General features: G+C 70.5%; 16 protein-coding genes and 1 pseudogene. 7 read left to right on the top strand and 10 right to left on the bottom strand.

Going from position 1 to position 20,817, the window contains the following annotated elements; all coding sequences use genetic code 11:
* Positions 1 to 97: 97 nt before the first annotated feature.
* Positions 98 to 637 carry a YbhB/YbcL family Raf kinase inhibitor-like protein gene (locus CES90_RS26255; protein WP_189783799.1) on the bottom strand — a complete coding sequence of 180 codons (540 nt, stop codon included), beginning with the start codon at positions 635 to 637 and terminating at the stop codon, positions 98 to 100.
* Between the two features lie 42 nt (positions 638 to 679).
* Positions 680 to 1,462, bottom strand: a complete 783-nt coding sequence (locus tag CES90_RS26260) for a sporulation protein (protein WP_189783800.1) — start codon at positions 1,460 to 1,462, stop codon at positions 680 to 682.
* Between the two features lie 199 nt (positions 1,463 to 1,661).
* Between CES90_RS26260 and CES90_RS26265 the strand changes: the two genes are divergently transcribed.
* A complete protein-coding gene (locus CES90_RS26265; RefSeq protein ID WP_189783801.1) occupies positions 1,662 to 2,303 on the top strand; it encodes a DNA-3-methyladenine glycosylase in 642 nt (213 codons plus the stop codon).
* Positions 2,304 to 2,629: 326 nt separating this feature from the next.
* A pseudogene (locus tag CES90_RS26270) lies at positions 2,630 to 3,109 on the top strand (DNA-directed RNA polymerase subunit alpha C-terminal domain-containing protein); the annotation flags it as partial.
* Positions 3,110 to 3,307: 198 nt separating this feature from the next.
* Here CES90_RS26270 and CES90_RS26275 read toward each other — a convergent pair.
* The 7 genes from CES90_RS26275 to CES90_RS26305 all read right to left on the bottom strand — a co-directional run bounded on the left by CES90_RS26275 (position 3,308) and on the right by CES90_RS26305 (position 11,092).
* The gene (locus tag CES90_RS26275; RefSeq protein WP_189784683.1) at positions 3,308 to 3,472 is read right to left on the bottom strand and encodes a hypothetical protein; all 165 of its coding nucleotides are present in this window, start codon (positions 3,470 to 3,472) and stop codon (positions 3,308 to 3,310) included.
* A gap of 143 nt (positions 3,473 to 3,615) precedes the next feature.
* A complete protein-coding gene (locus CES90_RS26280) occupies positions 3,616 to 3,993 on the bottom strand; it encodes a UbiA family prenyltransferase (RefSeq protein WP_308437876.1) in 378 nt (125 codons plus the stop codon).
* Between the two features lie 119 nt (positions 3,994 to 4,112).
* Positions 4,113 to 4,778 (bottom strand): sulfotransferase family protein, encoded by a 666-nt coding sequence (locus CES90_RS26285; protein ID WP_189784684.1) that lies wholly within the window; start codon positions 4,776 to 4,778, stop codon positions 4,113 to 4,115.
* A 908-nt stretch (positions 4,779 to 5,686) separates the two neighbouring features.
* On the bottom strand, positions 5,687 to 6,979 hold the full coding sequence (locus CES90_RS26290) for a hypothetical protein (RefSeq protein ID WP_189784770.1): 1,293 nt from the start codon (positions 6,977 to 6,979) through the stop codon (positions 5,687 to 5,689).
* Between the two features lie 78 nt (positions 6,980 to 7,057).
* Positions 7,058 to 8,332: an MFS transporter gene (locus CES90_RS26295; protein ID WP_189784685.1), complete on the bottom strand. Its 1,275-nt coding sequence runs from the start codon at positions 8,330 to 8,332 to the stop codon at positions 7,058 to 7,060.
* A gap of 287 nt (positions 8,333 to 8,619) precedes the next feature.
* Positions 8,620 to 9,708 carry a methyltransferase gene (locus CES90_RS26300; protein WP_189784686.1) on the bottom strand — a complete coding sequence of 363 codons (1,089 nt, stop codon included), beginning with the start codon at positions 9,706 to 9,708 and terminating at the stop codon, positions 8,620 to 8,622.
* Positions 9,709 to 9,823: 115 nt separating this feature from the next.
* Positions 9,824 to 11,092, bottom strand: coding sequence for a B12-binding domain-containing radical SAM protein (locus tag CES90_RS26305; RefSeq protein ID WP_189784687.1), 1,269 nt, complete (start codon positions 11,090 to 11,092; stop codon positions 9,824 to 9,826).
* Positions 11,093 to 12,075: 983 nt separating this feature from the next.
* Here CES90_RS26305 and CES90_RS26310 point away from each other — a divergent pair.
* The 5 genes from CES90_RS26310 to CES90_RS26330 all read left to right on the top strand — a co-directional run bounded on the left by CES90_RS26310 (position 12,076) and on the right by CES90_RS26330 (position 20,489).
* Positions 12,076 to 13,743, top strand: coding sequence for a Rossmann-fold NAD(P)-binding domain-containing protein (locus tag CES90_RS26310; RefSeq protein WP_189784688.1), 1,668 nt, complete (start codon positions 12,076 to 12,078; stop codon positions 13,741 to 13,743).
* Positions 13,740 to 14,834 (top strand): Gfo/Idh/MocA family oxidoreductase, encoded by a 1,095-nt coding sequence (locus CES90_RS26315; RefSeq protein ID WP_189784689.1) that lies wholly within the window; start codon positions 13,740 to 13,742, stop codon positions 14,832 to 14,834. Before CES90_RS26310 ends, CES90_RS26315 begins: the two co-directional genes overlap by 4 nt.
* Positions 14,831 to 16,114 carry a B12-binding domain-containing radical SAM protein gene (locus CES90_RS26320; RefSeq protein WP_229914013.1) on the top strand — a complete coding sequence of 428 codons (1,284 nt, stop codon included), beginning with the start codon at positions 14,831 to 14,833 and terminating at the stop codon, positions 16,112 to 16,114. The genes CES90_RS26315 and CES90_RS26320 overlap by 4 nt, the downstream gene beginning before the upstream one ends.
* 9 nt (positions 16,115 to 16,123) lie before the next feature.
* Entirely contained in the window at positions 16,124 to 17,278 is a 1,155-nt protein-coding gene (locus tag CES90_RS26325; protein WP_189784690.1) for a Gfo/Idh/MocA family protein, read from the top strand.
* Between the two features lie 364 nt (positions 17,279 to 17,642).
* Complete coding sequence (locus CES90_RS26330; protein ID WP_229914024.1) at positions 17,643 to 20,489, top strand: helix-turn-helix transcriptional regulator; 2,847 nt, start codon at positions 17,643 to 17,645, stop codon at positions 20,487 to 20,489.
* Here CES90_RS26330 and CES90_RS49885 read toward each other — a convergent pair.
* Positions 20,486 to 20,794, bottom strand: coding sequence for a 4'-phosphopantetheinyl transferase superfamily protein (locus CES90_RS49885; protein ID WP_229914014.1), 309 nt, complete (start codon positions 20,792 to 20,794; stop codon positions 20,486 to 20,488). The genes CES90_RS26330 and CES90_RS49885 overlap by 4 nt on opposite strands.
* Between the last annotated feature and the right edge of the window lie 23 nt (positions 20,795 to 20,817).

A 20,817-nucleotide genomic window follows, 5' to 3' on the forward strand; every position in this document is an offset into this window, starting at 1 on the left:
CCGGGCACGCCGAGATGGACAACGCAATAAAAAATGCCCGCCTCTGATCACTTCCAAGACCAGAGACGGGCAAACGTTCAATGAACGTCCGGCTTCGTTACTTTTCCGCTACCGCCGCGTACTCTCCGATGAGTTGAGCACGCGCAAGTGTGTGGAATCGCAGATTGAATCCGACCACGGCGGGCGAAGCATCCGAATCCGGGCCGAGCTTCTCCTGATCCACGGAGTAGACCGTGAACACATACCGGTGCGCCGGATCCCCGGGCGGCGGCGCGGCACCACCGAAGTCCTTCGTCCCGTAGTCGTTGCGCACCTGGACCACGCCCTCGGGCAGCCCCTCGAACTTCCCCGAGCCCGCACCCGCCGGCAGCTCCGTCACCGAGACCGGAATGTCGAACAGGACCCAGTGCCAGAATCCGCTCCCGGTAGGGGCGTCCGGGTCGTAGCACGTCACGGCGAAGCTCTTGGTCTCGGCCGGGAAGCCCTCCCAGCGCAGCTGCGGCGAGGTGTTGCCGCCCGCGTAGACCTGGGCGTCCTTGAGCGTCGCCCCCGGCTCGACGTCCTCGCTCGTGACCGTGAACGACGGCACGACCGGATGGAAATCATGGGGGAGCGGCGGCCTCTTCGGCTGGGTCACCTCGATACCTCCTGTGGATCTGGGGGTGACTGTGCTCAGAGCCTAGAACCAGCTGCGCTTGCTACCGACTTCCGACAGCCACTGGTTCAGATACGCCGCCCAATCGGTGCCCTGGTAGTCCTGCAGCCCCACCTTGAACGCACGGAACGAGTCGCTGCCCTCGCTGAACAGACCCGGCTTCTTGTCCATCTCCAGTACGACGTCCATCTCGCGCTCGTCGGCGACGAAACTCAACTCGACCTGGTTCAGCCCGTGGTACTGCTGCGGCGGGAAGAACTCGATCTCCTGGTAGAACGGCAGCTTCTGCCGCGTACCGCGGATGTGACCGCGCTCCAGGTCCGCGTTCTTGAAACGGAAGCCCAGCTGGACAAAGGCGTCCAGGATCGCCTGCTGCGCCGGCAGCGGATGCACGTTGATCGGGTCCAGGTCACCGGAGTCCACCGCACGCGCGATCTCCAGCTCGGTCGTCACACCGATGTTCATCCCCGGCAGCGTCTGCCCCTGGATCGTGGTGACCGGCGTCTCCCACGGAATCTCCAGCCCGAACGGCACCACGTGCACCGCCTCGGCCTTCAGCTCGAAGGCCCCACCGAGCCGCTGCTTCGTGAACTCGATGTCCTGCTTGTACTCCGCGTCCTGACCCTCGACCTCGACCTTGGCCTGCAGACCGACGGACAGCGCCTCGATCTGCTGGTCCACGGAGCCGCCCTGAATCCGCACCTCACCCTGGACGACGCCACCCGGCACGACATTGACCTCGGTCAGCACCGTCTCGACCGAAGCGCCACCGGCCCCCAGGCTCGCGAGCAGCCGCTTGAACCCCATGTCTGTTCCTCCCGTCAGGCAACGCCTGTGTATCTGTGTGGCTCTGTGTTCTGTGTGGTGTGGATCGCGCTGCGTGGCGTGGATCCTTGATCCCTACAAACGCAGACCGACGGCGACCGGTTCCGCGCCCCACCCTTCCAAGGAGGACGCCCCCTCGCCACCCGTCGGCCCGCACCCGTCTGGACTACGCTCGTACGCCATGATCGCGATCCCCGACCGTACGCCCCTCGCCCGGGAGTTCTTCGACCGCCCCGTCCTGGAGGTCGCACCCGACCTCCTGGGTCGCGTCCTCGTGCGGGTAACCCCGGACGGTCCGATCGAACTCCGCCTCACGGAGGTCGAGGCCTACGACGGGGCCAACGACCCCGGCTCGCACGCCTATCGCGGTCGCACCGCCCGCAACGGCGTGATGTTCGGTCCGCCCGGCCACGTGTACGTCTACTTCACCTACGGCATGTGGCACTGCATGAACCTCGTGTGCGGTCCGGAGGGCCGCGCGAGCGCGGTCCTGCTGCGCGCCGGCGAGATCACCGAGGGCGCCGAGCTCGCCCGCAAACGTCGACTCTCGGCCCGAAACGACAAGGAACTGGCCAAAGGGCCCGCACGCCTGGCCACGGCCCTGGACGTCGATCGGGCCCTCGACGGCACGGACGCCTGCGCCCTCGACGACCCGGCCCTGACAGTCCTGACCGGCACCCCCGTAAGCCCTGACCAGGTACTGAACGGTCCCCGCACCGGCGTCGCCGGAGACGGCGGTGTCCATCCCTGGCGCTTCTGGATCGCCAACGACCCGACTGTCAGCCCCTATCGGGCCCACGTCCCCCGCGGGCGCTCAACTTGACTCGCTCCTGGGCGGTCCGTAATGTAGCCCGAGCCGCTTGAACCGGTTACGGCGATCAGCCAGCAGCCGAGAGCGGCCAACCCACTACCTACGACATCCCCTCAGCGGGGGCGAATTAGGCATGCCCTAATTCAAGCCCGCAGCACTCGATTATGAGTTGCCGAGGGAATCGGCTAACGTAGTGAATGTCGAAAGGCCGCAAGGGAAACCACGAGGCCTAAAGGCAAATCCCGCCGACAGGGGATCGGATCGGAAAACGATCTGATAGAGTCGGAAACGCAAGACCGAAGGGAAGCGCCCGGAGGAAAGCCCGAGAGTAGCTTGGGCGTGTCGAGCAGCGCACCGACTTCGACAAGCTGATCGTCGACGTCGAGACCAAGCAGGCGATGCGTCCGCGTGACGCCATGGCCTCCGCCGGTAAGACGCTGGTCGAGCTGTTCGGTCTCGCCCGCGAGCTGAACATCGACGCCGAAGGCATCGACATGGGTCCGTCCCCGACGGACGCCGCGCTCGCCGCCGATCTGGCGCTGCCGATCGAGGAGCTGGAGCTCACCGTTCGGTCGTACAACTGCCTCAAGCGTGAGGGCATCCACTCCGTGGGTGAGCTCCTGGCGCGCTCCGAGGCCGACCTTATGGACATCCGTAACTTCGGTGCGAAGTCCATCGACGAGGTCAAGGCGAAGCTGGCCGGCATGGGCCTGGGCCTCAAGGACAGCCCGCCCGGATTCGACCCGACCGCCGTTGCCGACGCCTTCGGCGCGAGCAACGACACGGACGCCGGTTTTGTGGAGACCGAGGAGTACTGAGCGCTGCGCTGCACCTGGGCAGGGAACCGCCACGCTGTTCCCTGCCGGGGTCCAAGTAGGAACGGAACACGAAACCGGGGAGCGGACGGAGACGTGGCTCCCGGTCGAACCTGGTTCCGCTGAAGGCGGCCCTCGGCTTCCTGCTCAGCGTGCTGGCCCGCGACCGAGGGGAGCGGGCCAGCAGCCCAAATCCGGCATTTACTTGTCCGCACCGAGGCACAGGTACTTGTCCGCACCGAGGCACAGGCCGACCTCCACGAAGTGCGCCGTCTCGGAGTCGAGGGCTACCCGACGCTGCCGCTGCACACCGCAGCCGGCACGGACCGCCTCGGCCGGCCCCGTCTCCTCGTCCGAGGCCCTCACCGCCGCACTCAACCAGCACCTGGCCGCCACGACCGGCCGACCCGCGCGCGTCTGCTACCTGAGGCCGACGGCCGTACTGCCGGCGAGGGTCGCCGCGGGTACGGACGCGGGGGCGCCGTCGACCTCATGACGGCTCAACGCCGTCACGGTGTAGGTGTGCAGGCCCACCACGAGGGCCGGGGCAGCGCCGGGGCGAGGGACCGCGTACCGGCCAGCACGTCCACGGCACGAGCGCCGGCCATGGCGGCGGGACCTGCGGGGGTGGACTTGAGGGCCAGGTCATAGGCCCACACCAGCCCGGCGAGCGGCACCTCGGTGGCCAGGCCGCGCCGCCTCCCGGGGACAGCGGCGAGTCCGAGTCCGGCCCTCGTGAGCCCACTTGCCACAGCGAGCGCGCTCCGACGACTGATACGCCCGGAGGGGCCGGGTCGTTGGGGACGCTCGACGGCGTCGACCACAGCGTCGGCGTAGTCGTTGAGGGCCATCCCGCCCCAGTACAGGCAGATGGACGAGGCCGTCATCCCCGAGTCCGGACCGCTGTCGGGCGGCCGCCTGCGGCAGCTCCGGCCAGTACGTCACCAGGAGGTGCATTTCCTGGCCCGGGTATCCGCCCCGCACCACCGCCGGCTCGAACGGCGGGTCACTGCACGGTGCTGTCGGCCTCACCCGCCACCAGCCGTCGCACTTTCCCGGTGAACACACCGGCCTCGTTACCCCGGGGAAACGGTTCATCGGGCACGTCCACGCCGAGGAACGCGCACAGCGGCTCCCAGCCCTGACGGACCTCGTAGACCAACAGCTTCTCCGGATCGACCGCAGCGCGCACCGCCTCGTTGTGCCGCTCGAAGACCGCGATCGTCTCCTGCTCGCCGAGGTCGGTGCGGAAGCCCTTGGCGGCCATGGCATCCGTGAGCGACAACAACATGTCGGCCATCCTCCGCGCGTCCGGCTCGGCCGCCTGTTCCAGGTGCCGCCGCAGGTCCTGGTTCAGGATGGTCGCGCGGGCGCTGTCGTACCACTCCTTCGGATCGCGGACGCTCAGCAGCACCTTGGCGTCCGGGTAGAGCTCCATCATCTCGCGCCAGAGCAGGGCGCCGGGGAAATCCTGGGTGGCCCGGTACTTCCCGACCAGGCCGGGCAGGACCGATGCGTCACCGGTCAGTGCCGCGATCCATCCGGCAGAGGTGTCGGGGTTCTGGATCACCTCGGTCATGTGGTGACACGGGCCGTAGCCGAGCATCTCCAACGCCTCTTTCAGCGAGGCCGTGCCGGTGCGGCCGAATCCGGCCCCGATGACGTCAACCATGCTGCTGCCGCCCTTTTCAGTGATGAAGCGGATTGCGGCCGTCGCGTAGCCTCCCGGATCACCAGCCAGTAGTCGGCGGCGAGGCCCGGCAGCGCCGGGTCGACGGGCTTGACCCAGCTTGATCCACGACGGTGCACGCCAAGACTTCCACATCAACTGCGCTTATGTGCGACGGGTTTGATCGGCAGCGAACCGTCCGCGCGATGTGGTCGGGCACGGGGGCCCGCCCGGCCGCAGTGACAAGGGCGGATGCGGGCGACAGACCCACGCTCGGACCATGCGCCGACCGGGCCGGGGTGCGTATCGTCATGCTCACCGAGGACCATCTCAGCACGCCGCCACGATCGCCCGGGAGCTGCGCCCCGAGGAGGAGCGCAGCTGATGACCGGGGTGGAGCCGGACAACCTGGACGATGCCGCGCTCGCCCGGACGTGCGCTCGCCAATATCCCAGCACAGCCCCAGCACGGGAAATGGCCAGGGGCCCGCCCCCGCAAGGTCGGCCCCCATCTGACCTGCCCGTTTGTCAGATCAGCGACGTGGTGGTGTGTCGCCCGCTGCACGTTGGATCCAAGCCGTGCTACGTCATGTGTGCTGCGGCTTGCCATCCGCTCGCACGAGGCCGGTGGCCTTCAGCGCCTTCTTGAAGTGGTACGCGTAGGCCGTGGCCTTGGGCATGGTGCCCTTGCTCCTCTCCCGGGTGCGAAGAAGACCTCCGGTTCCGTATCTCGGCCCGTTCTGTCCTTGAACGCCACCGGCACGGCGTCCTACCGCTCTATGTGGGCGTCGATCTCGTTCTTCGAGGAACGGCTCCGTGGGGATGTCGCGGTACCCCCCTTCCGCCCGGTGCTGTGTCCCGGTCGCTCCGGGGAAGTGTTGACGGCATGTGATTCCGACCCCCGACAGGGCTTCACCAGAACTGCCGGAGGTTGAAGCTTTTCAAGGAGATGTTGCTCGCAGGCTCGGTCGAACTCCTGGCATAGAGCAGCGGCATCGCTTTCTGGGGCGAGCCATAAGCGGCGCTCCATGCGAGCCACTGATACGCGTCCCATCCCCGCTCCATACCGATTCCCACGCCGTCTTTCCTCAAGGTGGTCAAGGCCAGGCGATGGTGGAAGGCGACATGGTAACGAGCCCGGACCTCCAGGGGGCGCCGCTCGTACCGGTCGAACCAGCACAGCGCCGATGCGCCCCGCTCACTGGGACGTTCGCCGTTCTTGTGCAGCCTGAGCAGATGGTCGAGGTCGTGGCGCTCGTTCCGCATGAACCGCTGCATCGTCCCCATGGCCGCCTCGACCGCCGAGTGCAGTGTCTCCCCGCTTCTCCAGTGCGGTTCGGCGGGCGCACCGGACCAGTCCGGGCCGAAGACCTCGTCCATGTCACGCTCGACCAGGTCGCTGAAGGGATCGAGCGGTGTGAACCGGAATTCCGTGTCCGAGACGGCGTTGTGGCACGCCAGCGCCGCCCGTAGGTCGTCCGCGTGCTGATCGAGGATGCGGAGCAGATGCTCCACCCGTCCCTCGGTCGCGTAGTGCAGGAAGACCAACGAGTTCACCGTGCTGGCGGCCCGGTCGGTCGCCGTCTGCTGGGAAACGTTGACCGTCCGCTTCCTGGCGAGCGAGTTGTCCATCAGCGCACTGACGAACGCCACCATGCGGGCCGTGCCCGGACCGCTGACGTGCTCGGGAAGCACCGGGTCGGTCACACCGGCCCGGTGTGCGCACAGTCCGATCTCCACGTCGAGGGCAGGCCTGTCCTCGAGTAGCGCCGAGAGGAAACGCGCGCCTTCCAGATAGCGGTTCGACTCCGGGTTGAACATCTCGCTCTGTCGGCTGAAGCGGAAGCCGGCGATCATCGTGGGGACCAACGCCAGCATGCGCGACACGCTGAGGGCACTGCGGTCGGCCCTGGACAGCCGGTCCAGTAGCTCTCTCGCCTTGATGATCTCCTGACGTGCGGCGAGCTGACCGCTGCCGGCGTAGATCATCGCTGCGATCGCCGCCTCCCACCGGCGTGGCCGCTTGAGCGCCAGCGGATGGATTCCCGCAATCTCGTCCGGGGAAGGAAGCCGCGTGTCCACCGACTCGGCGTCCTTACGGATGCCGCACAGCACCGCTATCTCTCGCACGTCGATCTTCGATCCGTTGTAGCGGCTGAGCGCCTGCGACCTCGAGTAGTCCCAAAACGTTATGTCCTCGGCCATCACTTCGTTCTTCCTGCGGTTCGTCTCGTTCGGATGCCTGTCGGCCGCGGCAGACCCCGCCGCGCTGGTCAGCCGTCTTCAGTCGCCGGGTCCGTCCCCGTCCTGGCGGACCTGGCCGACGGCACGGCGAACGGCGGCCAGTGCGGCGGTGGCCGCCGCCGCGCTGGTGGCCAGCAGGGCCCACGGCCACCAGGGGCCCAGCGTCAGCGCCCCGGTCAGGACCAGCGGGGCGATCGCTGAGCCGACCCCCCAGGACAGCTGGTGCAGGCCCAGGTGCCGGCCGGGTACGTCCTCGGGGGCCATGCGAACGGCCACGACGTCGCTGGTGGGGGCGTGCATCAGTTCCGCCGCGGTGAACACCAGTACCGCGACCGCGAGCAGCGGCAGTACCGCCGTGCGCGGCAGCCCGCTCGCCGTGCCGAACAGCACGGCCGCCGCCGACCACAGCATGGCCGCCCATTGAAGGACGCGCAGGTACTCGCGCCGCTCCAGGCGCCGCACCACCAGGGCCTGACCCGCCGTCACCAGCGCGGTGTTCAGCGCGAACACCGCGCCGACGACCCAGGAGGGCTGGTGCAGCCACTGCACGACATACAGCGGTACGAGCACAGGAAGCGCCGCTGAGACCAGTACGAGCAGCGTGTTGGCCGCCACCATGGTGACGTACGCGCGGTCGGGCCGGGGCCGGGCCGGGCGGGGCCTCGGAACCGCCGGAGCCGGGCCGGGGGACGGGGGCCGGGCGGCGGTCGGCAGCAGGGCGATCAGGACCGTGGCGAGGGCGTAGCTGACCGCGTTGCCCGCCATGACCAGCCGCAGGCCGGTCGGGCCGAGCCCGGCCAGGAAGCCCGCCGCGAGCCCGCCGACCGCCATCCCGACGTTCCGCAGGGTGCGTTCGAGGCCGTACCAGCGGAGCAGCTCGTCGGGTCGGCAGCGGCGAGCCAGGAACGCCCGGTTGGCCGGCCAGAACAGGTTGTCCCCCAGCGCCGCGAGCGTGGCCAGGACCAGCACCGCCGGCCACGAGCCGGTCGTCATGTAGCCGAGGAACGCCGTCGCGCGCAGCACATGGGCCGTTTGGACGAGCCGACGTGGGCTCCACCGGTCCATGAGCGGCCCGGACAGCGGCCCCGCGGCCAGGGCTGCAACCCCAGCCACTGTCAGCAGCGTGCCGGCGGTCGCCGCCGTCATTCGGTCCTGGCCGGTCAGGTAGAGGAGCAGGAAGGGCACGGCCAGGCCGCTGCCCGTGCTGTCGACCAGCACGGCGGCGAGCAGCAGCCGCTGACCGCCCAGCCGGGGCAGACCGAGCGCCGTGCTCAGTCGTCCCGGCCGCGGCGGCGCCGACGGTGCCGCGCTCATCGCGGCGCGAGCTGCCGTCGGCACAGCGGGCCGGCCGACGGCAGCTCGCGCCCTCGCCCGGGCCGTACCGCCTCGTCGACCCGGCCGGTGTGGCGACGGGAACGGAAGGACCGGTGCGTCCCGTGCCACCCGCGCACCGCGCCGGCGGCGGAATCGCGGGGGGTGCGCACACGTGCGTCCGCGTCGGGGCGGGGATCAGCGAGCGGGTGGGTTCTCACGGTGTCTTCCGATCTCTGGGGCCGGGGCGGAGCCGCGCGGGCGGGACCCGCGCGGCCGACGGTGGGGCGTCACTTCACGCCGACCACCATGTGGTCCGGTCCGTCGAGGTGACGTACGGTCACCTCGCGGAATCCCGCCTCCGTGAGCCAGGAACTGGCTTCGGCCCCGGTGTAACCAAGCCCCCCGGCGGAGGCCAGGGAGACGTTGAGGCTGGTCAGCATGCCCGTGGTGTGCTTCCTGCGGTCGTCGTCGATCAGCATCTCGTAGATGAGCAGGGAGCCCGACGGGGGAAGCGCCTCGTACGCCTTGCGGATCAGCATCTTCTTGATGTCGAGGTTCCAGTCGTGCAGGACATGGCCCATCACGATGACGTCGGCGGAGGGCAGCGGCTCGTGGAAGAAGTCACCCGCCACGAACCGCGCCCGACCGACGGCGGGCGAGTCACCCAGGTAGGCCGCGAAGCTGTCGGCCACCTGCGGCAGGTCGAAGCCGGTGCCTTCGAGGTGCTCGTGCGCGGTCAGGATGTGCGCCAGGAAGGCGCCCTCCGCGCAGCCGACGTCCACCACCGAGCGCGCCGCGGACCAGTCGAACCTCGTGGTCAGCGCCAGGTGCGCACCGAGGCTGAACCCGGTCATGGACCGGACGAAACCGGTGACCTGCTCCGGGGTGGAGTACGCCTCGCCGAAGGTGTCGGCCGTGGGGTCGCCCTCCAGCAGAACCCCGCCGCGCACGGTCTCACGGCCGCCGTCGGCCGCCGCGGCCAGCGCCTCGTTACGGTTCAGCCGGCCTCCGCTGCGCACCGCGGCGGACAGCTGGGACCAAGCCGGGAAAGCGGAGTTGAGGTACTCCAGGTAACCAGTGATGTCGGTGGCGGGGCGCTGGGGGTTCAGATAGGTGTCGGCGAGCGGGGTGTTCTGGTAGATGCCCTCGGCCGAGCGGTCCAGCAGGCCGACGGAGACCAGCGCGTCGAGAAGGTCCGGTGCGCCGCGGCCCTTCAGGGAGAGGTCGGCACGGAGTTCGTCGGCGGTGCGCGGCTTCTCCGCGAGCGCGGCGAAGACCTTGAGTTCGACGGCGCTCAGGAGCGCCTTGGAGGTCCAGAAGGCAGTGGCGAGGGAGATGATGTCGTGCGGCGAGTGGGGGTGGGTGTGCTCGTTCACGGTGCGTTCCTCTGTTTGTGCCCGACAGCCGGGTACGCGTGGGCTCGGCCGGTGGGTGCCGTCGCGTCGTCGGCGGGCGCCGGGCAGGGGCGGTGGTGTGCTGGGCGCGGGCGTGTCACAGCGCGGCCATGGCGTTGCCTAGGTAGTTGGGGAGCCGTACCAGCCGGTCCCAGAGCTCGTTCAGGTCCACGGGGTAGCTCTCCCGATAGCGGCGGGTCACGGCCTCCACCTCGGACCAGGTGCTCGGCATCCTGCCGTCGTTGTAGCGGGGCGCCAGCTGCTCGTAGAGCGTGGTGCCGGGACGCAGGAAGAGCTGGTTCAGCCCGAAGTAACCGGGCAGGTTCGTCGCCCAGTCCAGCAACTCGCCGTTCTGGCAGGCGGGGTCGTCGGGCAGGCCGAGCAGGACAAAGGCGAACGGGGTGATACCGACGTCCTGCAACGTGCGCACCGCCGCGTCGGTCACACCGGGCTTGACCCGCTTGCCGACCGGTGTCTCGGCGATCCCGGGGGACTCGGCACCGAGCCACATACCCTTGCAGCCGGCCTGCGCCCACTGCGCCACGTCCGTGCGCAGCACCACCTCGGCCCGGCTCTGTCCGGTCCAGCCGAGGCCCTGTCCGGTCAGGCTCCGGCACAGGTCCTGGTAGAAGGTGGGGTGGAGACCGAAGACGTAGTCGAGGAAGAAGACGAAGTCGACGCCGCCTTCCCGCATGGCCGCGATCTCAGCGAGGGTTCGCTCGACGGGCTGCGGGCGCATACGGGTGCCGAAAGGCAGATGGCAGAAGGTGCAGCCGTACGTGCAGCCACGCACCCCCAGAACCATGCCGCACGAGCCGCGGCGCACCCGCCCGTCCATGAACACCTCGGCTGTGTAGGAGGTCAGGTCGAACAGGTCGTAGGCGGGCAGCGGCCACTGCTCGGGGGCGAGTTGCGGATAGGTGTCCACCAGCGGCATCACCGGCAGCGCGGGGCGGCCGGCGGTCAGGTCGCGTACGGCCTGGATGGCGGCGGAGTCCACCTCGCCGCGGGCGACGAAGTCGGCGCCCAGTTCGGCGCGGGTGGCCTCGGGCAGATGGGTGGCGTGCGGTCCGCAGGCAAGCACGGTCGCCCCCGGCCACTGCCGGCGGCTGCCCTCCACCAGCTCCCTGACCGGGTGCAGTACGAGGGGATAGCACTGGGCGCGGTCAGCGATGGCGGTGACGACGACCACGATGTCGGGGTCCGGGCCGGTGTCGGGCGGGGTGTCGGTGAGACGGTTGTCCCACACGGACACGCCGATGCCCTCGGCGCGCAGGGCAGCGCAGGCGTTGGCCACGTCGAGGGGGAGCTGAAGGAAGTCACGCTCGAATTCGTCGTCGGGGATGGCAAAACAGACGTGGGTCATGGGGACTCCCGGGCGGAATCATGGGCGCGGGCAGGCAGCGGCCTGGGACGGGGGCTCGGGACGGGGCCCGGTCGCCGCCGGCTTTGCCGCGGTCGCGCCAGGGGGTGCGGGGGGGGAGGAAGGGGGGAGCGTTGGTGCGTACCGGCGCTCCGGTGTACGCGGACGGGTGACCGGAAGGTGCGCGGCGGGGAAGCACCGGTCGGGTCGCGGTGCTCGCCCTGGCACCGGGACCAGGGGGCGAAACGCCCGTCGGCCGACGTGCTCACCGCCGTCGGCGGGGGCGCACTGGCCGTGTCAAGCGCCGCACCATCATCTCGAACCTCTTCTCGTCGTCGTGGATCAGGCCGTCGGTCAGGGGTGACCGGCACACGGGGGAGGGCCGGCTGGTGCCCCTTCCTGCGGGGCGGGAGCTGTGCGAGGACGGGATGTGGGAGTCCCGGCCGCACCCGGGCCATCTCCCCACCGCGAGCCTACGAAGATCATCCTGGGCTTCCCCAGCCCCTACGGCCCCTACGAACCCCTATCGCGCACCTGGGCGAGAGCCGACGCGGCCGTTCCGCGGCGAACCGAGCCGAGGGCACGGAGGCGAGTGCGAGGGTCTTGGAGAAGAGCCCGCCCGTGCACCCCCGTTGCCCGTCGGCGGGGCGCCGCGGAGTGCGGCGTGCGCTCCCCCTTGGCGATCCTCCAGCGCACGTCGGCGTACCCCCACAGCGCGCGGCCGGCTGGTAGGGGGTCGTAGGGGCCATAGGGGCTGGGGCAGCGGCTGACGATCTTCATAGGCTCGCGGATGCGAGATGGCTCTTGTGCGGCCCGGCCGGCTTCGGACGATTCTTCCGGCCTCCGTCTGCGCCCTTGCCGCTGACGGGTGTCGCGGTGCCCGCACACCCCGTTCTCGCACAGCTCCCCACGCCGCGGGAGGGGGCACAACTGTCCTTCCCCGGCGTATCGATGGCCCGATACCACGACGAGAAGAGGTTGAGACGATGGCTTTTGCCGAGAGCGAGTCCCTGGGCGTCGCGGTCGAGGCCGGTACCGCGACGGATCGCGGCGCCGGCCGGTACGAGATCCTCGACGGCCGTATGACGCCTCAGGACGTCGACGAGACGGTCCGCTCGGTACTACGCGGAGAGGGGGTGCCACTTCGGGACCTCACGGAACCGGAGCCGGGTGGCCACCTGATCGACCTGGACGGCACCCTCGTACAACTGCGCAGCCGGCAGATCGCGGACGCGGCCCCGGACACCCTGGCCCCCATCGATCCCCCGGCCGGCCGTACCCAGGTGCTGCTCGCCGCCGCCGGACCGCTGTCCGGAAGGGCCGAGGCCGTCTTCGACCGCCTGGTCGAGGCGTTGACCCTGCGCGGCCGGTGCTACACGGCTGCGGAGATCGACTCCATCGTGGAGGGCATGCCGCTGGTCGCCCGCTACGCCACCGAGGAGCCGGCCTTCCGCGACTGGGCACTGATCTTCCGCGACCACTACGTGGAGAACAGCGTCGGTTTCCTGCTCGGCATGGAGCGCGCCGGAATCGACCGGGAGTGGATCTTCGCGCTGAACAAGGGTGACCGCACCCTGCACCGCGACCGCGTCCACGCCTGGTTTCTGCACCGTGGCTACCAGAGCGACACCCTGGACAACTCGGTGATCAACGGCTCGGCCGACACCACCGCGCGCGCGTACGCCCTGGCAGTCAACGAGCGGGTGGACGACTTCGTCCGCCGTGCACACGAGGCGGGCCGCAAGGTGTTGGTGGTCGACGACGGCGGCCTGCTCGCGCAAGGGTACGGAGCCGACGGCATCCTCGACGAACGCATCGACGGCGCCCTGGAGTTGACCGTCAGCGGGCTGAAGCGCATCGCCGGTGCCCCCGGTGAACTGACCATCCCGGTGCTGAACATGGCGCGGTCGAGGCTGAAGAGCATGCTCGGCTACAACGAGATAGCCGACTCCTGCGTACGCCGGCTGCGTGCCGTCCTGCCCGGCGAGAAGTTCATCGGCCGCCATGTCCTGCTGCTGGGCTACGGCACGCTCGGCGCCCGGGTGGCGCACGCGCTGCGCGCGCTGGGCTGCAGGGTCGCCGTCGTGGACACGGACATCCTGGCCCTGATCACGGCCGCCGAACACGGGTACGAGACGTACATCAGCGCGGGCGAGGCGCTGAACGCCCACGCCCCCTTCCTGATCATCGGCAACACCGGCGAACTCGCCCTCACCCACGCCGATCTGCCGCTGCTGCCCGACGGGGTCCACCTCGCGGGCTTCGCCACCAAGGACTTCAGCCTGCTCAGCGAGGGGTTCGAGGGACTGCGGTCCACGGTGATCCCCCAGGTCGGCGTCCGCTACGCCCTGCCCACCGGCACCACGGCCACCCTGCTGGGCGACGGCCGCTCGCTCAACCTCTTCGAGTACGAGGGGATCGCCAACCACGGCTACGACGCCTACCGGGCCGGCACGCTGATCGCCGCGAAGACGCTGTGCCGCGAGGCCGACCGGCTCGGGCCCGGCCTCCATCTGGAACCCGTGGACCGGGCGATCGACGAGGCGGGACTGTTCTCCGCCTACTACGAGGAGTACCTGGCCTCCGGCACCCGCCGCCCCGCCGCACCGGCCGACACGGCCATGCCCGCCGCCCCGGCCCCGGTGACCCGATGACCCCCCGCGCGTTCGGCCCCCACGTGTGTGTGATCGGCTACGGGGCCGCCGGCCGGCTGCACCAACGGCTGCTGAGTGACCTCGGGTTCGACGTGAGCGTGGTCGATCCCGCCCCGGGTGTCCCGCCCACCGCGATCCCGGTCTTCGACGGGGCCGAGCAGGCCGCCCGCCACCGCCCCGTCGACGTCTGGTCGGTGTGCTCGCCGACCGCCACCCACGTGGCGACCGTGGCGGACGTGCTCGCCGTCGACCCCACGGCCCGGCTGCTCGTGGAGAAGCCGCTGTGCCGCACCTGGGAGATCCCCGAGCTGACCTCTTTGCTGGACCACCACCCCGATGCCCGTCTGGTGGTCATGGACCAGTACCGGCACTCCCAGGCGATGGCCCTGCTGCGAACACTGCGGCAGGAGCTGGCACCCCGGCACGAGCTGCGGGCGGTCCGCGTCGGGTTCGGCAAGGACCGGCGGGCCGACATCGCGGCGGGCCGCTTCGTCGACCACGACTACGGCGTCTTCGGCTATGAGTGGCTGCACATGCTGGCCCTGGTGCGCGGCGTACTGCCGTCGGGGACGTACGACCGCTACATGTGCACCGGCCCCGAGGAGTGGGGCCTGCGGGTGGCGACCGACCCCGAACTGACCAGCACCGCGGCCCACGAGCAGGCCGTGGCCGAGGGCGTGGACATCGAGCTGTACTCCACCATCGTCGGCTCCGACCCGTCCGGGCAGGTCGCCGTTCCCACCTGGTTCAGCCTGCCCGCCGCGGCCGGGGAGAGCAGACAACGCCATGTCGAAGTACTCACCGGGCCGGTCTGCTTCGAGCTGGACCTGGACCCGGTGACGCTGTCCCGGGGCACCCGACTCCCGCGCAACACCCACCGGCTCGTGGTGCAGGGGCCGGAGCTGCGGCGCGAGTGGCTCATCCATGACTCGCCCCTGGACAACGCCCTGCGCTGGTCGGTCGCCGCGCTGCTGTCCCCGGCCGGGCCGCCCGGCCTCGACCTGCGCGGGGTGGCGCGCATCGGCCTGCTCGCCGATACCGCCCACCCCGCTGCCCGCCCCTCCTCGGTCCGCACCGAGCTGCGCACGTGAGCCCGCTGCGCCTCTGCCTGGTGGTGCCCGCCGGCCCGGTCGACCGGTTCGTCGTCCGGGTCCCGCTGGACGTCCTGGCCGCCGCGGCCGGGCTCCGTGCCGACGGCCACGAGGTCACCGTATGGGACCAGCGCCTTCCGGATACCCCCCCGGTCACGGAAGACCCCGACCTGCTGGTGGTCTTCACAGCCGGCGTCGGCCGCGCCCGGCGCTACCCCCTGGACCTGGCACCGGTCCGGGCCGCCACCGACCGTGCCCGGCGGCGGTTCCCGGGCGCCCGTACCATGGCGGTCGGCCCGCACGGCACCCACCTGCCGGGAGCCACTCTGCTCGACCTGGCAGTGGACCACGTCGCGGTCGGCGAGGCCGGCTCGGCGACCGTGCACGGCGTACGCGACCTCGGGGCGGGGACCGCCGCACCCGTCCTCTACGGCGACCTGCCACGGCCCGCCGCACCCGTGACCGTGGTGGGCAACCATCCCCGGCCCTACCCGGACCTCGACCAGGACCGGTGGCCGATGCCCGCATACGACCTGGTGCCCCTGGAGCGGTACACAGCGGAGGTGGTCGTGGACGGCGTACCGCGGCCGGGGCCGGCAGGCACGATGCTGGCCACGCATGACGGCACGTTCGACCATCCCCCGTTCGGTGCCGGGCCGCGGACCCGGTCGGTCGACCGGGTCGTCGCCGAGGTAGCGGCACAGCGGGCTGCCGGTCTGCCGTCCCAGTCCTTCCTGGACTCGGTTTTCGGCATCGACACGTCGTACTACGGAGTGATCTGCGAGCGGCTGCGCGGTCAGGGCATCGACTGGGTGGCCCGGACGAGCACCGAGACCGTGCTGAAGACCGAGGTCACCCGGTGGGCCGAGGCGGGCTGCCGGGGCATGTGGCTGCGGGCCGAGCCGCCCTCGGGGGTCGACGCCGGGCAGCCGTTCCGGGACGCCGTGCTGAAGCTGCGCGACGCGGGTATCACCCCGTTCGCCTCCGTGCTGATCGGGCTGCCGCGCGACGCAGCCCGCGTGCCGGACCGGCTGGTCGACTGGGCGGCGGAACTCCCCGCCCGGTTCGGGCTCGACCTGGTTTCCCCGCGCCCCGGTACACCGCTGTACGACAGGCTCGCCCCGGGCCTCAACGGCGGTACGGCGCCCGCGACCTGGCAGGAGGTCAGGGACGTGACCCGGCGGTACCGGGCGGACTACCCGGCCGACCTCGATGACCTGGAGCGTCGGCTCACCGCGCTCCCCAACCACCTGGCCGACGCCACGGCCCTGACTGGATGAGATGTTTCTGTGCTGACGTTCGGAGTGATCGGCTGCGGGTCGATCGGCGGCTTCCTGGCCCGGCTGCTGACCCGCGAGGACAAGGAACTGGCCGACAGGGCGCGGCTGGCCGCGGTCGCCGGCCGGGACCCGGCGCGGGTCGGCGCGTTGGCGGCCGAGGTGCGCTGCGGGGCGACCGACGTGGCGGGGCTGCTGGCCCGGCGGGACGTGAACGCCGTACTGGTGTGCACCCCGAGCGGCACCCATGCGCGGCTGGCCGAGGAGGCACTGCGCGCCGGCAAGCACGTGCTGGTGGAGAAGCCCGTCGACGTGACGCCGCAGACCGCAGACCGGCTGATCTCCGTGGCCCGGGAGGCGGGACGGACGCTCGGTGTGGTGTCTCAGCACCGCTTCGACCCGGCCGCCCGGCTGGCCCGTACGGCGATCGCATCCGGGCGGCTCGGCCGGGTCACCAGCGTCATGACCGAGCTGGCATGGTGGCGCGGTTCCGCGTACTACTCCTCCGGCACCTGGCGCGGCACGCCGGCCCTGGACGGCGGCGGAGCGCTGATGAACCAGGCGATCCACGCCGTGGACCTGGTGCAGTGGCTGGCCGGGCCGGTGGTGGAGGTGGCCGCGCACACCGCGCGACTGGCCCACCCCGGTATCGAGGTGGAGGACGTGGCGACGGCCAGTCTGCGCTTCGCGAACGGCGCCCTGGGCACCCTGCTCGCCACCACGGCCGCCTACCCGGGGCGCACCGCCCGGACGGCCGTGAACGGGGACCGGGGGTCCGTGGTCATCGACGACGACGAACTCGCCTATCTGCACCTTGCCCGGCACGGCGAGGACGCGCCCGCGTACGGAGCGTTCGGTACCGCCGACCAGTCCGCCGACTACGCGGCGGCGCTGGTGCGGGACCCTGCCCGGGACGCCTCGGGTCTGCTGTACCAGCCGCACCGGGACCAGCTCCTGGACTTCTGCGACGCGGTGCGGGAGGGACGGCCCCCGCTGGTGGACGGGGCGGCAGGACGGCAGGCGGTGGCCGTGGTGACGGCGATCTACGCATCCGCCAGGACCGGCCGACCACAGCGGGTGGACACCGGAACTCCTGCGGGGATCCGCGGTACCCCTCGCTTCACCAAGGAATCACCGAAGGGCGACCAGCAGACGACCAAACAGTGATCACGGGAAGGTAAATCCGGGAAACGGCAGGGTTCGCCTCGCACGGTCGCCCCTGCCTCGCCGATGGCGCACGCAAGGCGGCATTCCCGCAGGAAGCAGACATGGAATACACGCAGAATCTCCACACGGGAGACCCTCATGCGACGCCCTCGCGCTCACACCGTTGAACACCATCACGTGCGGCACTTCACCAGCCACTCCCTTTGCTTCTCTATGCCCACGTAAAGCACATGGAAAGATTCTGAATGGCGATCCGATACCCCACCTGACCAGTCCTACACTTGATCAACGGCGGACGGGGGTTGCTCGCCGCCCGGGAGGAAGGACCCGGGGCGGCTCCATGCACCTGAACAGGACGGTTATGATGCGAACGGAAATCCGCGATTTATTTCTGACGCCGTTCGGTGACCCCATCAATCTGATCAACCAGCGTGGCAGAATCTTCATCCTGCAAGGAGGTCCAGGAACTGGAAAAACTTTCTATCTGGAAGAGGCGAAAAGGCTGGCCATTGCCTCGGATTCCTTATGCCTGCACGCCACCGGGTTTCGCGAAGAGCATGAAATCCCCTTTTCTGCCTTCGAGCAGTTCATTCACGTTCCGGGGATTCCCGACACCGTACGGTCGGCCGTGTGGCGGCTCGTGCGACGTACGGCGTCCGCCACCCCGTCCGGCCTCGCCCCCGCACGCCTCCTGCAGGACCTCTTCTCCGCGCTGGTCGCGGCGGCGAAACACACCGGGATGGTCATCCTCATCGACGACGCCCAGTACCTGGACGCGGACTCGCACTCCTGTTTGCTCTATCTCGCCCGCCGCGCCCAGTCCCACAACATCACCATGGTGGTGGCCTACCCGCCCGATGCCTTCTGCGACGCCATCGGTAACCGGCTGGACCTCCTCGGACTCCCCGGCGCCTGTCTGCTCAAGGCCACCAGCCTGAGGGAAAACGATGTCAGGACGCTGCTGGAGCGTGGGCTCGGTGCCGAGGGGGCCACACGGCTGGCTGCGCCGGTGCACCGGATCAGCGGCGGCAACCCCGCCCTGGCCGCAGCGCTGGTCCGCGACCTGCGCGTGGCCGGAGGCATCGAGCCCGAAACGCCGGTCCCGATCGGGGACGCCTTTCGGACCGCCTACCTCGCCGGTCTGGCCCGCCACCCGTGTCTCGCGAAGACCGTCCAGGCCCTCGCCGTGCTGGGTGACGACGCGACCCCGGCACGGGCCGCCCAGTTGCTGGAGAGCTGCCCCCATGAGATAGCGAAGCACATCGCGGCACTCGAATGCGCGGGCTTACTCGGTGAGGGCGGCTTCCGGCATCCGGCCGTGCCGGGCGCCGTCCTCGGCATGCTCGGCGCCGAACTGGCGAGCCTGCACCGGCGGGCCTCCGCGCTGCTCGTCGCGGAGGGGGCACCGGCCCTCGCCGTCGCCCAGCACCTGCTGGCCGCGCAGGAGCGGCCCGACGTATCCCATGTGCCGGTGCTGCGACGTGCCTGGCAGCAGCTTCTCGTGGCCGGGCAGACGGACCGGGCGCTCGCCTGTCTACGCCTGGCCGACCAGGCCGAACTCGGGGAAGAGCAGCGCGCCGAAATCACCGCCGAGTTGGTCCACACACTGGTCTGGGTCAATCCCCTGGCGGCGGAGCCCGAGGTGGGCCGGCTGCTGGCCGCGGCGCGCGCCGGGCGAGCCGACTGCCGTGCGCTGCGCCTCCTCGTCGCCTGGCTCCTCTGGTTCGGCCGGCACGATCGGGCACGGGAGGTGCTGGTTCAGCTGGTCGAGACCTGCGACCCGTCCCACGCGGACGACGGGAAACGGGCCCTGTCCACCCTGATCGGCTGCCTGTGGCCGGAAGTGCTCGGCGACCCCGCGGTACGTGGCTACTTCCGCACCGCCCAGGACAGCACCCTTGCCACCGGGTACGGTGCGACGGCGATACCTCCGTCTCGCACCGCGGTGGTCCACTCCGGCCGCCTGCGGCGCCTTCTGTCGCCCATGGCCGCCACGGAGTGGAACGACGACCACGAGGCCGCCGGGCGGCGGGCCGCCTCGGCAGACATGGACGCTCGGCCGTTCTGGAAACTGGATCTCGCGGCCGTAATGGAACTGGTGCAAGAGGGTGAGACAACCCTCGCCGACCGGCTCTGCGAGGAGAAGCGAACCCGCCTGCCCGCGGACGAGTTCCCCGTCCGGCACGCGTTGCTGGCCGCTCTGCACGGCCACATCCGAGGGAAACTGGGAGACCCGCGTACGGCCTCGGAGTGTGCCCAGGCGGCCTTGGCACTGCTGCACGAGCAGGGCTGGGGCGTCGCTGTCGGCCTACCCCTGTCGGTCCTGATCTCCGCCCACACCCTCATGGGCGATCCGAGCCGGGCGGCCCACTACCTGGAACGACCCGTCCCGGACGAGATGTGGGACTCGTCGTTCGGCCCGCTGTACCGCATCGCCCTCGGCTGCTACCTCCTGGAGACAGGCCGTCCGGACATGGCGTTGAACGAGTTCATCGCCTGCGCCCCGAAGGGCGAAGACCGACCGGCCGACCCCTTCGGCTGCTCCTGCTGGCGCGCCCACGCCGCAGAGGCGTACCTGGCCCTCGGCGAGCCGGAGCAGGCCCGACGGATGGCCGACGCCGAGCTCCTGCAGGGCGACCGGCCGACCGACGCCCGAGGTCGAGCCCTGCGGATCCTGGCCGTGGTCGACGCCCCCGAGCAGCGCAGGGCTCATCTGGAGGAGGCGGAGCGCACCCTGCGCGGGGCGCACAGCCGTCTCCCGCTCGCCCAGGTGCTGGCCCAGCTCAGCCAGGTGGACCTGGCGGACGGTCACACCCGTACCGCGCGGGCCCGCTGGAAAGAGGCGCTGAGCCTGGCCGCCGCATGCGGCGTGCCCCATCGGTTACGGCCTCCCGCGAGCCCACTCGACGAGCCGTTGGCCCCACCCCAGCCGGCCTGGGCGGAGGGCGGACAGCCGACGGCAACCGGTCCGGCGCCGAGGCACACCACTGGCGCCGGGGGTCTGACGGAGGCCGAGTGGCGGGTTGCCTCGCTGGCCGCAGCGCGCAGGTCGAACCGGCAGATCGCCGCCCAGCTGTACATCACAGTGAGCACGGTGGAGCAACATCTGACCCGTGTGTACCGAAAACTCTCGGTCCGCCGCCGGTCGGACTTGCCCGGCCTGCTGGGACTCCAGTCGCAAGAGGGAGATCAGACCGGTTTCGTTTTCTAGTCGACCAAGCCCGAGCACCACGGTGCACCCCGTGGATCGGCTCGACTGCGGATGTCCCAGCCCGCCGGCCGGGCGGGTGCCGTGTCCCCGCCGCGCTCACCGAGGTAGCGGGCGCCCACGCCATGGCCGATGCCGGTGCCGAGTCCCTTGAGATACGCCTCTTTACGGGCCCACAGCCGGGCGAAGGCGACCGGGCGCAGACTCTCCGGGGCGCCCGCGATCTCCGCCTGTTCCGCCGGATGGAGCGCGGGGGCGCACAGCGTGACGGTCTCGGGACCGGGCACTCCCTGGACGTCGACGCCCACGGGTGCCGACGCGATCCCGGCCA

This window comes from Streptomyces capitiformicae, from assembly GCF_002214185.1.
Taxonomy (GTDB): domain Bacteria; phylum Actinomycetota; class Actinomycetes; order Streptomycetales; family Streptomycetaceae; genus Streptomyces; species Streptomyces capitiformicae.

Bases quoted from the DNA above. Each gene is read 5' to 3' on its own strand.
- CES90_RS26260 (WP_189783800.1), bottom strand. From the start codon at position 1,462: ATGGGGTTCAAGCGGCTGCTCGCGAGCCTGGGGGCCGGTGGCGCTTCG.
- CES90_RS26265 (WP_189783801.1), top strand. From the start codon at position 1,662: ATGATCGCGATCCCCGACCGTACGCCCCTCGCCCGGGAGTTCTTCGAC.
- CES90_RS26280 (WP_308437876.1), bottom strand. From the start codon at position 3,993: ATGACGGCCTCGTCCATCTGCCTGTACTGGGGCGGGATGGCCCTCAAC.
- CES90_RS26285 (WP_189784684.1), bottom strand. From the start codon at position 4,778: ATGGTTGACGTCATCGGGGCCGGATTCGGCCGCACCGGCACGGCCTCG.
- CES90_RS26290 (WP_189784770.1), bottom strand. From the start codon at position 6,979: ATGGCCGAGGACATAACGTTTTGGGACTACTCGAGGTCGCAGGCGCTC.
- CES90_RS26295 (WP_189784685.1), bottom strand. From the start codon at position 8,332: ATGAGCGCGGCACCGTCGGCGCCGCCGCGGCCGGGACGACTGAGCACG.
- CES90_RS26305 (WP_189784687.1), bottom strand. From the start codon at position 11,092: ATGACCCACGTCTGTTTTGCCATCCCCGACGACGAATTCGAGCGTGAC.
- CES90_RS26310 (WP_189784688.1), top strand. From the start codon at position 12,076: ATGGCTTTTGCCGAGAGCGAGTCCCTGGGCGTCGCGGTCGAGGCCGGT.
- CES90_RS26315 (WP_189784689.1), top strand. From the start codon at position 13,740: ATGACCCCCCGCGCGTTCGGCCCCCACGTGTGTGTGATCGGCTACGGG.
- CES90_RS26330 (WP_229914024.1), top strand. From the start codon at position 17,643: ATGCGAACGGAAATCCGCGATTTATTTCTGACGCCGTTCGGTGACCCC.